The following is a 12,144-nucleotide window of genomic DNA, read 5'->3' on the forward strand; positions in this document are numbered from 1 at the left end:
AAGGCACGACCATGATCATCTCCAAGCGCCAGCAACAGACCGAAGACCTGCTTCGCCGCGCCGGCATCCTGCCGGTGGTCGCGGTGGACACGCTGGACCAGGCCCGCGGCGTGGCCCATGCGCTGCTGGAAGGCGGCCTGCCGGTGATCGAGTTGACCCTGCGCACGCCGGTGGCGATGGAAGCGCTGGCCACGCTCAAGCGCGAGCTGCCGCAGTTCGCCATCGGCGCGGGCACGGTGCTGACCATCGACCAGATCGGTCAGTGCGTGGGCGCCGGCGCCGACTTCATCGTTACCCCCGGCACCCCGGCGCATATGGCCGAAGCGCTGGCCGCCGCGCCCATCCCGGTGATCCCCGGCGCGGCCTCGCCGACCGAACTGCTGACCCTGCTGCAGCTCGGCTTCCACGTGTGCAAGCTGTTCCCCGCCAATGCGGTCGGCGGGCTGGCGATGATCAAGGGCCTGCACGGGCCGATCCCGCAGCTCAAGCTCTGCCCCACCGGCGGCATCACCGAGGCCACCGCCGCCGAATACCTGGCCCAGCCCAACGTGGTGTGCATCGGCGGTTCGTGGATGGTGCCCAAGCAGTGGATCACCGCGGGCGACTGGACTTCCGTGCGCGAGACCGCCGCGCGCGCCGCGCAGATCGTCAAGCAGGCGCGCGGCGGCTGAGTGTCGCCTGCGCAGGCGCTCCGAGCGCCTGCGTCTCCTGCACCTGCCGCACCTGCATCTGAATTCACCGAGCTGCTTGCGCAGGAAGCGCCCCTCGCCGCCTTAGGGCTAGGAGCATGCCTCCCGAGGGGGCAATAACGCATCCCATCGTCATTCCCGCGAAAGCGTGCATCCAGGGACTTTGGAGCTTGCGCGTGAAAGCCACCGAATTCCCGCCTTCACGGGAATGACGGGGATACGAGGGCTTCGCGCCTCGCCGCTTGATGCCGGCAATACCAAGCTCTCAGGCTCGAACAAACACCCTCAGACCGTGGTTCCCGCGAAAGCGGGAACCCATGGACGTTGGCGCTAGCGCTTGAAAGCCGCTGGATTCCCGCCTTCGCGGGAATGACGAAGCGGCGGCGTAGGCAGCGCCTACGCGCCTCTGGACGCAACCTCGCGCGATAGCGACCACCACACCACATCCACATCCGGGCGAGGACAGTGAACCGCGTCCTGCGCCGATCGCTGCGCCGGACGCCTTTCCTCGCTTCGAGACTTCTCCATGACATCGCACATCGCACCGCGACGCTCGGCCGTCGCCGCCGCGCTCTACGGGTTGCTCAATCCGATCCCGTTCGGTTGCTTCGTCGCCGCGCTGATCTTCGACATCACCTACGCCAACACCGGGGTGATCCTGTGGATGAAGAGCGCGGCGTGGCTGATCGTGCTGGGCCTGGTCGCCGCCATCATCCCGCGCCTGGTCAATCTGGCGCAGGTGTGGATCACCGGGCGCCGCAGCGCGCTGGGCGCGGACCGGCTGGCCTTCTGGCTCAACCTGCTGGCCATCGTCGCGGCGATCTTCAACGCCTTCGTGCACAGCCGCGATGCCTATGCCGTGATCCCCGCCGGCGTGTGGCTGTCGGCCCTGACCGTGCTGCTGCTGGCCATCGGCAATGTGCTGATCGCCGTGCGCGACGCCCGCCTTGGAGGCTATGTCCATGACTGATTCCCTCACCCGCACCACCCTGGGCCTGGCCTGCGCGGTCCTGCTGGCCGCCTGCGGCGGCAAGGCCGAACTGCATCCGGCCCAGCAGTCCGGCGACGCGCCGCCGCTGCCGGCAGCGCGCAACTTCCTGGTGCCGCCGATGCAGGTGCCCGACGGCGTGGGCTGGAAGGACGGCCAGACGCCCAAGGTTGCCGACGGCCTGAAGATCGAGAAGATCGCCGACGGCCTGATGCATCCGCGTCAGCTCTACGTGCTGCCCAACCACGACGTGCTGGTGGTCGAGGCCAACGGCCCCGGCGCCGAACCGGTGACCACGCCCAAGCAGCTGATCGCCAACAAGATCAAGGGCCAGTCCGGCAAGAGCGGCAAGGGCGGCAACCGCATCACCCTGCTGCGCGCCGGCGCCGACGGCCGCTGGGAGAAGCACGTGTTCCTGGAACACCTGCACTCGCCCTTCGGCGTGCAGCTGATCGGCAGCGACCTGTATGTGGCCAATGCCGACGCGATCATGAAGTTCCCCTACGTCGCCGGCCAGACCCGCATCACCGCGCCAGGCGTGGAGTTCACCGACCTGCCGGGCACCATCAATCACCACTGGACCAAGGCGCTGCTGGCCAGCCCCGACGGCCGCAAGCTGTACGTCGGCGTGGGCTCCAACAGCAACATCGGCGAGAACGGGCTGGAGCAGGAGTACCGCCGTGCGGTGGTGCTGGAAGTGGACGTGGCCTCGGCCGGCAGCCGCATCTACGCCTCGGGCATCCGCAACCCCACCGGCCTGCAGTGGGAGCCGACCACCGGCAAGCTGTGGGCCATCGCCAACGAGCGCGACGAGATCGGCGCCGACTTGGTGCCCGACTACCTGACCTCGGTGCAGGAAGGCGGCTTCTACGGTTGGCCCTACAGCTATTACGGCCAGCACGTGGACACGCGCGTCAAGCAGCAGCGCGAAGACCTGGTGGCCAAGGCGATCAAGCCGGACTACGCGCTGGGCTCGCATGTGGCGGCGCTGGGCCTGTGGTTCTCGCAGGACAACGCGCTGCCGGCAAAGTACCACGGCGGCGCCTTCGTAGCCGAGCACGGCAGCTGGGACCGCTCGCCGCTGAGCGGCTACGAGGTAGTGTACGTGCCGTTCCAGCAGGGCATGCCGGCGGGGCCGCCGCAGACGGTGGTCAGCGGCTTCCACTCGGACGACGAGAAGCAGCTGTTCGGCGCGCCGGTGGGCCTGGCGCAGGACGCCAGCGGCGCCCTGCTGATCGCCGATGATGTGGGCGATACGGTGTGGCGTGTGAGTTCGCGCTGAGGGTGGGCGATAGCGGCGCTTCCGGTGGGAGCCGCCATGGCGGCGATGAGGCTTTACTAGCGATCGTCACCGGCCGCTCGCCTACCGCCGTTCCTTCGAACGCGGGAACCCGGTGTCTTCGCCTTTCGTGCGAAAGCCACTGGATTCCCGCGGTCGCGGGAATGACGGGTGGGGGTTTCCTGGTACAACCCCATCGCCGCCTTGGCGGCTCCCACCATGCAGACGCCGACGCCGCAACGCGGTGTGCGATGCGACCGGACCCGTCGCGGCGCGCGAGTTGGTAGGCTGCGCTCCCCCGCCGTCGCCGCAAGTCCCGGACATGCTTCAGACCCACGATCCCCGCGCCCTGCGCGACGCCTTCGGCGCCTTCATGACCGGTGTGACGGTGGTGACGGCGCTGGACGCGCAGGGGCGGCCGATCGGCTTCACCGCCAACTCCTTCGCCAGCGTCTCGCTGGACCCGCCGCTGCTGCTGGTCTGCCTGGCGCGCAGTTCGCGCAACCTGGCGGCCTTCACCCAGGGCCCGGGCTTCGCGGTCAACGTGCTGGCCGAACATCAGAAGGACATCTCCAACCGCTTCGCCCAACCCGTGCAGGACCGCTTCGCCGGCCTGGACTGGCGCGCCGGCCCGCATGGCGCGCCGCTGATCGAAACGGTGGCGGCGTGGTTCGACTGCGCGCTGGAACGCGTCGTCGAGGCCGGCGACCACGTGATCCTGCTCGGCCGCGTGCAGGCCTTCGAGCACAGCGCCGCCAACGGGCTGGGCTACGTGCGCGGCAGCTACTTCACCCCGCGCCTGGCCGAGGAGGCCACGCGCACGGCCAGCGCGGCTCCCGAGGCGCGCGCGGTGGCGATCGCCACGCGCGAGGACCAGGTGCTGCTGTTCGAGGACAGCGACGGCCAGCTGCACCTGCCGGCCTTCGATATTCCGCAGGGCGAGGACGCGACGCTGGCCAGCCGCCTGCGCGAGGCGACCGAGCTGCCGGTGGTGGTCGGCTTCGTCTATGCGGTGTGCGGCCACGGCCGCGAGCGCCGCATCGTCTACCGCTGCGAGCTGGGCACCGGCGTCGCCACCCATGGCGTGTTCTTCGCGCCCGAGGCGATTCCGCTGGAGCGCATCGGCGATGAGGAGATGCGCGGCATCCTGCAGCAGTACGTCGGCGAGAGCGCGTTGTTGCCGCAGCTGCCGACGCGCCAGGCCGACTGACCGGGCGCCCCCAGCAGCGCGCCGAACGCGCGCCTTACGCCGCGGCGGGTTCGATCGCGTCGCCGACCACCGGGCCTTCGGTGTTCGGCTTCCAGCCCAGGGCCGGCGCGACGTATTTAGCGAAGGACTCCAGCACGTGCAGGTTGTAGTCCGGCCCCAGCTGGCTGGGGATGGTCAACATCAGCGTATCGGCCGCCATCACCGCGCTGTCGGCCCTGAGCTGATCGATCAGCCTGTCCGGCGTATCCGCATAGGTCTTGCCGAAGGTCGAGCGGAAGCCATCGATGATGCCCACCGTATCGCTCGCCCCGTCGCCGCGCTGGCCGAAATAGCGCGCGTCCAGCTCGTTGACGATGGGGAACACGCTGCGGCTGACCGACACGCGCGGCGCGCCGCTGTGCCCGGCCGCGCGATAGGCCTGGCGGAAGCGCGCGATCTGCTCGGCCTGCAGGGCGTGGAAGGGCTTCCCGTCGTCCTCGGTGAGCAGCGTGGAGGACATCAGGTTCAGGCCCTGGCGCCCGACCCATTCGGCGGTCTCGCGGGTGCCCGAGCCCCACCAGATGCGCTTGACCAGGTCGGGCGCGCGCGGCTCGATCGCCAGGCGCTGGCCGGGCCCGACCAGCTGCGGGTCGCCCGGCGCGATCGGTTCGCCCTTGATGGCGCGCAGGAACAGCGCGAACTTCTCGCGCGCCAGGTCGCCGCCGCGCGGATCGGCCGCGCCGGTGTAGCCGAAGGCCTCGTAGCCGCGCAGCGCCGGCTCGGGCGAGCCGCGGCTGATGCCCAGCGCGATGCGGCCCTGCGCGATGGCATCCAGCGCGGCGGCCTCCTCGGCCAGGTACAGCGGATTCTCGTAGCGCATGTCGATCACGCCGGTGCCCACCTCGATGTGCCGGGTGCGCGCGGCGATGGCCGCCAGCAGCGGCATCGGCGCGGCCTGCTGGCGCGCGAAGTGATGCACGCGGAAGTAAGCGCCGTTGACACCCAGGGCGTCGGCGCCGACGCCGATCTCCACCGCCTGGCGGATCATTTCGGCCGAGGTGCGGGCCACCGAACCTGGGCTATGCCCGTAGTGGCCGAAGCTCAGGAATCCGAATGCGCGCATGGCACGACCTCCACTGGTCCATCGAGCACTGAATGGTCCCGCATCCCGGCATGCCTGCTCGTGAACGTGCCTCGCTCTTCTGCTGGCGGGTGGGAACCATCACGGCGGCTCCCACCTGTAGAGCGGAGCTTGTGGCAATCCCCTCTTGGGGACTCCGCTGCTCTTCGTTCGGTTCGTGGGAAAGGCCCCAGCGGAGCAAGCTCCGCTCTACAGGTGGCGACGCACGACCTCGCTCAAGGCGCCGCGATCCGCACCGTCGCCGGCAGCCTGGTGATGCGCAGCGCACCGTCCTGCCACTGCGCGGGCTTGCCGTCGATGGTCGCCTGGCCCGGCGTGCCGGCGTACGGCCAGGGCAGGACCAGGCCGCCCTTGGGCAGCTTCAGGCCGGCCGGCACGTCCAGCTGCAGCTGGCCATCGGCGCGCCTGAGCGTGTAGCTCAGCGGGCCCTCGGGCGTGCGCAGGCCGGCGATGGCGATGCCCTGCCCGTCCAGCCACGCCGGCGGAATGCCCGCGGCCAGCACCAGGCTGTCGTCCAGCTCGCGCGTGTAGGCGAACATGTCCAGCGCGGTGCGCACGAAGTCCGACGCCACCCAGGCATGCGGCAGGTCGCCGAGGAAGAACGGCACGCGCGGCGTGTGCGAGACCACCTCGGCCCACTGGTTCCAGGGCTGAGGGGTGCGATGGGCGAAGAAGAAGTCCACCGCGCGGTTGGCGCGCGTACGCCAGCCCAGCCGCACGAAGGCGGCCACGTTGCGCCACTCGTAGGGCGTGTAGTCCTTCCACGCGCGCTGGCCGTCGGCCCGCTGCTCGAATTCGGTCCAGTAGCGCTGGAAGGTGTTGTCCAGCAGCGGCTGCGGCAGCTGGCCCTGCTCGCCGCCCGGCGCCAGGGCGATGGTGGTCGAGGTGGAATCGAAATCGCCCAGCTCGGCCGAGCCGGGCAGGAAATCGATGCCGTGCTCGCGCGCCGCCGCCTGCAGCGAGGCCATCAGATCGGCGCGGAACTGATCGCGCGAGGCGGCCATGCGCTTGGCATCCTCGGTCTTGCCCAGGACCTGGGCCAGTTCGACCGCGTCCTTGTAGCCGCGCAGCGCCCAGAAGTTGTCCCAGTACGAGTGCACCGGCTTGGCCGAATAGCCCTCGTGGCTGATCGACACCGGCATCATCCCGTAGAAGGCCGGATCCCTGACGCGGTTCTGCTCGGTGCGCTCGGACAGGCGCAGCTGTTCCATGTAGCGATAGGCGCCCTCCACGTGCGGCCACATGCGCTGCACGAAGGCCGTATCGCCGGTGTAGCGCCAGTAGTCGGCGATGGCGAAGATCAGCTCGCCGTGGCTGTCGTTCTCCGGCACCGGGTCGCTGCCGCGGCGGTCCACGCAGCACGGCACCATGCCGTCCTTGAACTGGAACGGCGCATACCAGGTGATGTAGTCGCGCACCACCTGCGGGCGGCCCATGCGCAGCAGGCCCTCGGAGATCATCGCCCCGTCGCGGATCCAGCTGCGGTTGTACGAGCGCGTGCCCGGCTGCAGGCGCGGCCCCACGCGCGAGATCAGCATGTGCGCGGTGGCGGTGCGCAGCGTATCGACCAGCGGCTGGCCGGAGGCCGGCACGGTGAAGCGCACGCGGTCCAGCTTGTCGCGCCACAGCGCCGCCACCGCATCCTGACGCGCCTGCGCGCTGCAGTCCGCGGCGGCCACGCTGCTCGAGCAGCGCGGCTTGCCGGTCATCGGAACGCGCAGGTCGAACTGGCGCGACTGGCCGGGCTCCAGCGTCAGCTCGTACACGTAGGCACCGGAGGCCAGGCCGGTCTCGTCGACCACCTCGGCCTGCGCCGGCACCGCGTCGTCCAGCAAGTGCGAGACCGCCATGCCGCCGTCGAAGCTTGTGGCGAAGGCGGCATCCGGCGCCTGCGAGGCGTACACCCGCGGCGCGCCGTTGACGCGCGCGGTGCGGCCGTCGAAGGCGATCGATTCGATCCGGCTCACCCCGCCCTGCACGCTCAGGAACTGCGTCGGCGGGTTGACCTGGAACGGCCGCAGCGCCAGCGCCAGGCGATACGCATGCGCGCGGCTGTCCGGATTGCGCAGCGTATAGCGCACGACCAGCTGCGAATCGGCCGGCGTGCCGTCGGCGAAGGCCGCGGTGGTCAGCGCCAGCGCGGGATGGCGCCACTCCACGCTGGGGATCGGCAGATAGCCGTCCTGCAGGCTTTGCTGGGCCTTGACGTCGGCCCAGCTCACCAGCCGCCCGTCGGTCACCACGAACGGCTCGACGCTGAAGCCGCCACGCGCGACTTCCACCGCGCCGTCCTCGCCGATCAGGCCCTGCTCGGTGCCGCCATCCAGGCCGATGATCGTCCAGTACGGCTGCTGGCCGCTGAAGCCGCGCGGATACCAGCCCTTGGGCGAGGCCGCCGCGATGGTCTTGATCACCTCGTTGGGCGTGGCCGAGAACGCCAGCGGCAGCACCTGCAGTTCGGCCAGGCCGAAGGAATTGTGCGGCCCTTCGGCGGGCAGCACGCGCACGTAGCGCGCTTCGGTTTCCGGCAGCGCGATCCAGTCGGTGCCGCCATCGCCATCGACCACCGCGCGCGCGTCGCGCCACTGCACGCCGTCGTCGGACAGCTGCACCAGGTAGTCGCTGGCCTGCTCGCCCGGCTTCCACACCAGCTTGAGCCCGCCGAACTCGCGCACGCCGTGCAGGTCCAGGGTCAGCTGCGGCGGCGTGGCCGCGTCGAAGTCCGCATACCAGGCCGTGTCCGGATTGCCGTCCACCGCCAGCGCAGCGCTGCTGCCGCCGTTGGCGGTCGAGGCGCTGGCCGAGCCGGTGAGCGGGCTGGTGTCCTGCGGCGGCAGCGCGGTGAAGGTGAGCGCATCGAAGCACACCGAACCCTTGCCGCCGGCGTTGTTGTAGATCGTGTACTCCAGCTTGGCGCTATGGCGCAGCGTCTTGTCCGGTTCCGGCCCCCAGGCCTTGTCGATCTGGCGCTTGCGATAGGTCACCGGCGTCCACTCGCCGGGAAAGTCGTAGGCCGGCCGATTGACCCACCACACGTTGTCGCCCGAGGCATCGGTGAGCTTGAACTGCAGATCGTTGGCCGGCGAGGCGCCGCGCAGCTGGAAGTCGAAGCGGTAGTTGTCCGGATAGTCCAGCGCCACCTCGCGCTGCAGCCCCGCATAGCCGGACACGCCGTGGTAGTCGTAGTCCAGGCACAGCGCCTTGCCGCCATCGGCCCCGGGCACCGTGCGCAGGCTCGCGGTGACCTGGTTGGAGGTCACCACCTTCCAGGTGGAAGGATCGTCGAACGCATCGAGCACGCGCGTCTGCGCTTGCGCGGACGCAGGCAAGCCAAGCGCGATCAAGAAAGCGACAAGCGGGCGGCAACGGGACATATCAGTAGCCATCGAGAAGTTCATCGGAGGTTGCCAGAGAACCGGCGGCCTGGGCTGTTGCTCTAGCTGTTGCTCTAGCTGTTGCTCTAGCTGTTGCTCTGGCTTGCAACTTACCCCTTAAGGCGCGGCGGAGGGCCGAGGATAAGACCCGTTAGGGCGTCGCACATGGATGTGCGACGTTTTCCGAGGGGACAGGATGTCCCTTCGGAAAATCCCTCGGCCCGCAGCGGACCTGCGCGCAGCGCAGGCGCGCCGCCTGGGGCGTGCTTTCTTTTGCCTACTTTTCTTTGCACGAGCAAAGAAAAGTAGGTCGGGCGGCGCAGCCGCACGAAAGCCTTTGCTTGCACTGGATAAGCCCTTGAGCGCGAATCTCTGGTCCGCGGGCGACCAGGTTCAGCCCTTAACACTCCCCAGCAGCAGCCCCTGAATGTAGTACCGCTGCAACAGCAGGAACAGCAGCAGCACCGGCACCACCGTCACCACCGCACCGGCCATCATCAGCTCCACGTCCATCACGTGCTCGCGCGAGAGCGAGGCCAGCGCCACCGGCAGCGTGTAGTGATCCTGGTCGGTGAGCACGATCAGCGGCCACATGAAGTCGTTCCAGGCCGCCATGAAGGTGAAGATGGACAGCGTCACCAGCACCGGCTTGAGCATCGGCAGCACGATCTGGAAGAAGATCCGCAGCTCGCCGGCACCATCCATGCGCGCGGCCTCCAGCAGCTCGTCGGGAATGCTGCGCGCGTACTGGCGCACCAGGAAGATGCCGAACACCGTGGCCAGCGCCGGCACGATCACACCGCCGAAGCTGTTGACCAGATGCAGCTGCTTCATCAGCAGGAACAGCGGCAGCATCGCGACCTGCGCCGGGATCACCAGCGCGGCCAGCAGCACCTGGAACACCCGCTCGCGCCCGGCGAAGCGCAGCTTGGCGAAGGCATAGCCGGCCAGCGTGTTGAACAGCAGCGAGCCCAGGGTGATGGCCAGCGACACGATCAGGCTGTTGACGAAGTTGTCGGCCATGCCGGTGCGTTCGAACAGCTGATGGTAGTTGGCCAGCGTCGCGGCGCTGGGCAGCATCGGCGGCGGGAAGCGGCTGGCCTCGCCGGCCGGCATGAACGACACCGACACCATCCACGCCAGCGGCGCCAGGCTGACGATGGCCAGCACCAGCAGGCCGCCGTTGACCAGGATCGCGTTCCAGCGCGAGCCCCCGACTTCGCGGCTCATGCCGGGCCTCCCGCGCACCGGGCGCGCATGTGCAAGCCCCTCATACCAACCCCTTCCTGCGGCCCAGGCGCAGCATCACGGTGGTCACCGCCAGGATGATCAGGAACAGCAGGAAGGCCACCGCCGAGGCGCGCCCCAGGTTCCACCACTTGAAGCCTTCCTCGAACATGAAATACAGCACGCTCACCGTGCTCTGCAGCGGATCGCCGCGGGTCATCACATAGGGCTCGGCGAACAGCTGGAAATAGCCGGAGATGGTGATCACCCCCACCACCAGCAGCACCGGGCCCAGCATCGGCAAAGTGATGTGCCAGAACTGCTTCCAGCGGTTGGCGCCATCGATGCGCGCGGCCTCGTAAAGGTCGTGCGGGATCGCCTGCAGCCCGGCCAGGAAGATCACCATGTTGTAGCCGAAGTTCTTCCACACCGCGAACAGCATGATCATCGGCATGGCCCAGTGCGGATCGCCCAGCCAGTCCGGCGCCGGCACGCCCAGATGCACCAGCACGTAGTTGACCAGCCCGTACTGGGTGTTGAACAGATAGCGCCAGATCACCGCCACCGCCACCAGCGTTGTCACCACCGGCGCGAACAACGCGGTGCGGAACAGCGCGCGGAAGCGCGCGGCCGGCGCATTGAGCAGGAGCGCGGCGCCCAGCGAGGCGGCGATGGACAGCGGCACGCCCACCAGCACGAAGTAAGTGGTGTTCCACAGCGCCTTCCAGAACATCGGCGTGCGCAGCAGGTCGATGTAGTTGTCCAGGCCGATGAAGCGCAGGTTGTGCGGATCGGCCAGCGCGTAGAGATCGAAGTCGGTGACGCTCAGCGCCAGCGCGGCCAGCACCGGCAGGCCGAAGAACACGCCCAGCACGATCAGCGCCGGCGCGGTGAACACCCATCCGGCGAGCGAACGGTTCATCGGGCGGTCTCCGTCTGTTTGGCGTCGCTGCCGGGATGGTCGCGCTCATAGATCCAGCGGCGCTTGGCCAGGATCTTGTCCACGCGCTGGTCCAGGTCGGCCACCGCCGCGTCCTGGCTTTCGCCGCCGCGCACCACCCGCTCGGTCACCAGCCGCATCTCCTGCACGATGCGCTCCCATTCGAGCACCTTGGGCGTGGGCTTGACCCGCTCGAGCTGGTCGGCGAAGGCGCGCGCCAGCGGATCGCCTTCCAGCTGCGGCGTATGCCAGGTGGAGCGGCGCGGCGGCAGGTCGCCGATCAGCGCGTGGAAGCGCTGCTGGATGTCCGGACGCGAGAGGAACTCGATCAGTTTCCACGCCGCCTCCTTGTGGCGTGAACTCTGGAAGATCACCAGGCTCGAGCCGCCGGCGATGCCCGCGCCCGGGCCGTGCGGCCCCGGCAGCGCCATTGTGCCCCACTGATCCTTCAGCGTCTCGGGCGCACGGATGCGGAATTCGCGGATGTTCCAGGGCCCGGACAGGTAGAAGGCATAGGTGCCGCGGAAGAACTCGTCCCAGACGTTGGAGACCTGGGTCTCGGACATCTTCGGCGCCCAGCCCTGAGCGAAGGTGTTGGCGTAGAAGGCCAGCGCCGCGCGGAAGCCCGGGCTCTCGAAGTTGCCGCGGTTGTCGTGGTCGCGCAGCAGCGGGTCGTCCTGCTGCAGGGCCAGCGAAAGCTGCTGCTCGAACTCGTTGAGCGGCATCAGGATGGCGTAGCGGTCCGGCCCGACGTAGGCCTTGATCTGCGCCATCGCCTTATCCCACTGCGCCCAGGTGGTGATCGGCAGCTTCACCCCCGCCTCGCGCAGGATGTCCTTGCGGTAGAACAGCAGGCGCGTGTCCACATACCACGGGATGCCGACCAGCTGCCCGTCGATGATGTTGGTCTGCCAGATGCCGGGGAAGTAGTCGTCCTGCTTGACCACCGTCGAGCGCCGCACGTAGGGCTCCAGCGGCGTGAGCGCCTTGAGCGTGGCGAACTCGGCGATCCAGGTGTTGCCCAGTTGGCAGACGTCCGGCAGCGTGTCGGCGGCGAAGGCGGTCAGCAGCTTCTCGTGCGCGGCGGTGCTGGGGATCTGCTGCAGGTCCACGCGGATGTCGGGATGGGCGGCCTCGAACTCCGGCAGCAGCGTGCCGAGCACCTCGCCCTCGCGGCCGATCGCCCAGAAGCGCACCGTCGTGCGCTGCTGCGCATCGCGCGGCGCGCAGGCCGCCAGCACGGCCGCGATGCCCGTCAGCAGCACCAGCGCCAGCGCGCCGCGCGCCGGGGAAAAGCGGAATGGACTCATGCGCGAC

The 12,144-nt window shown here is 69.1% G+C and carries 9 protein-coding genes; 4 read left to right on the forward strand and 5 right to left on the reverse strand.

Features of this window, described 5'->3' with window-relative positions:
* Positions 1-11: 11 nt before the first annotated feature.
* The 4 genes from eda to WFQ05_RS09555 all read left to right on the forward strand — a co-directional run bounded on the left by eda (position 12) and on the right by WFQ05_RS09555 (position 4,166).
* Positions 12-671 (forward strand): bifunctional 4-hydroxy-2-oxoglutarate aldolase/2-dehydro-3-deoxy-phosphogluconate aldolase, encoded by a 660-nt coding sequence (gene eda / locus WFQ05_RS09540; protein ID WP_337053616.1) that lies wholly within the window; start codon positions 12-14, stop codon positions 669-671.
* Positions 672-1,215: 544 nt separating this feature from the next.
* A complete protein-coding gene (locus WFQ05_RS09545) occupies positions 1,216-1,659 on the forward strand; it encodes a DUF2231 domain-containing protein (RefSeq protein ID WP_130532149.1) in 444 nt (147 codons plus the stop codon).
* On the forward strand, positions 1,652-2,959 hold the full coding sequence (locus WFQ05_RS09550; RefSeq protein ID WP_337053618.1) for a sorbosone dehydrogenase family protein: 1,308 nt from the start codon (positions 1,652-1,654) through the stop codon (positions 2,957-2,959). The genes WFQ05_RS09545 and WFQ05_RS09550 overlap by 8 nt, the downstream gene beginning before the upstream one ends.
* A 319-nt stretch (positions 2,960-3,278) precedes the next feature.
* A complete protein-coding gene (locus tag WFQ05_RS09555) occupies positions 3,279-4,166 on the forward strand; it encodes a flavin reductase family protein (protein WP_337053619.1) in 888 nt (295 codons plus the stop codon).
* Between the two features lie 34 nt (positions 4,167-4,200).
* On the opposite strand, the gene WFQ05_RS09560 is transcribed toward WFQ05_RS09555, so the two are convergent.
* From WFQ05_RS09560 to WFQ05_RS09580, 5 genes are all read right to left on the reverse strand, one after another.
* Positions 4,201-5,268: an LLM class flavin-dependent oxidoreductase gene (locus tag WFQ05_RS09560; protein ID WP_337053620.1), complete on the reverse strand. Its 1,068-nt coding sequence runs from the start codon at positions 5,266-5,268 to the stop codon at positions 4,201-4,203.
* Between the two features lie 233 nt (positions 5,269-5,501).
* Positions 5,502-8,660 carry a discoidin domain-containing protein gene (locus tag WFQ05_RS09565; RefSeq protein WP_337053621.1) on the reverse strand — a complete coding sequence of 1,053 codons (3,159 nt, stop codon included), beginning with the start codon at positions 8,658-8,660 and terminating at the stop codon, positions 5,502-5,504.
* Between the two features lie 393 nt (positions 8,661-9,053).
* Entirely contained in the window at positions 9,054-9,890 is an 837-nt protein-coding gene (locus tag WFQ05_RS09570) for a carbohydrate ABC transporter permease (protein WP_337053622.1), read from the reverse strand.
* Between the two features lie 40 nt (positions 9,891-9,930).
* Entirely contained in the window at positions 9,931-10,809 is an 879-nt protein-coding gene (locus tag WFQ05_RS09575) for a sugar ABC transporter permease (protein WP_130517827.1), read from the reverse strand.
* Positions 10,806-12,137: a sugar ABC transporter substrate-binding protein gene (locus WFQ05_RS09580; RefSeq protein WP_337053623.1), complete on the reverse strand. Its 1,332-nt coding sequence runs from the start codon at positions 12,135-12,137 to the stop codon at positions 10,806-10,808. Before WFQ05_RS09580 ends, WFQ05_RS09575 begins: the two co-directional genes overlap by 4 nt.
* Positions 12,138-12,144 lie beyond the last annotated feature (7 nt).

Source organism: Pseudoxanthomonas sp. USHLN014, assembly GCF_037153335.1.
GTDB classification, from domain to species: Bacteria; Pseudomonadota; Gammaproteobacteria; order Xanthomonadales; family Xanthomonadaceae; genus Pseudoxanthomonas_A; species Pseudoxanthomonas_A winnipegensis.

Excerpts from the sequence above, each read along its gene's own strand:
- WFQ05_RS09580 (WP_337053623.1), bottom strand. The coding sequence starts at position 12,137 with ATGAGTCCATTCCGCTTTTCCCCGGCGCGCGGCGCGCTGGCGCTGGTG.
- WFQ05_RS09555 (WP_337053619.1), top strand. The coding sequence starts at position 3,279 with ATGCTTCAGACCCACGATCCCCGCGCCCTGCGCGACGCCTTCGGCGCC.
- WFQ05_RS09560 (WP_337053620.1), bottom strand. The coding sequence starts at position 5,268 with ATGCGCGCATTCGGATTCCTGAGCTTCGGCCACTACGGGCATAGCCCA.
- WFQ05_RS09570 (WP_337053622.1), bottom strand. The coding sequence starts at position 9,890 with ATGAGCCGCGAAGTCGGGGGCTCGCGCTGGAACGCGATCCTGGTCAAC.
- WFQ05_RS09565 (WP_337053621.1), bottom strand. The coding sequence starts at position 8,660 with ATGTCCCGTTGCCGCCCGCTTGTCGCTTTCTTGATCGCGCTTGGCTTG.
- WFQ05_RS09550 (WP_337053618.1), top strand. The coding sequence starts at position 1,652 with ATGACTGATTCCCTCACCCGCACCACCCTGGGCCTGGCCTGCGCGGTC.
- WFQ05_RS09545 (WP_130532149.1), top strand. The coding sequence starts at position 1,216 with ATGACATCGCACATCGCACCGCGACGCTCGGCCGTCGCCGCCGCGCTC.
- eda (WP_337053616.1), top strand. The coding sequence starts at position 12 with ATGATCATCTCCAAGCGCCAGCAACAGACCGAAGACCTGCTTCGCCGC.
- WFQ05_RS09575 (WP_130517827.1), bottom strand. The coding sequence starts at position 10,809 with ATGAACCGTTCGCTCGCCGGATGGGTGTTCACCGCGCCGGCGCTGATC.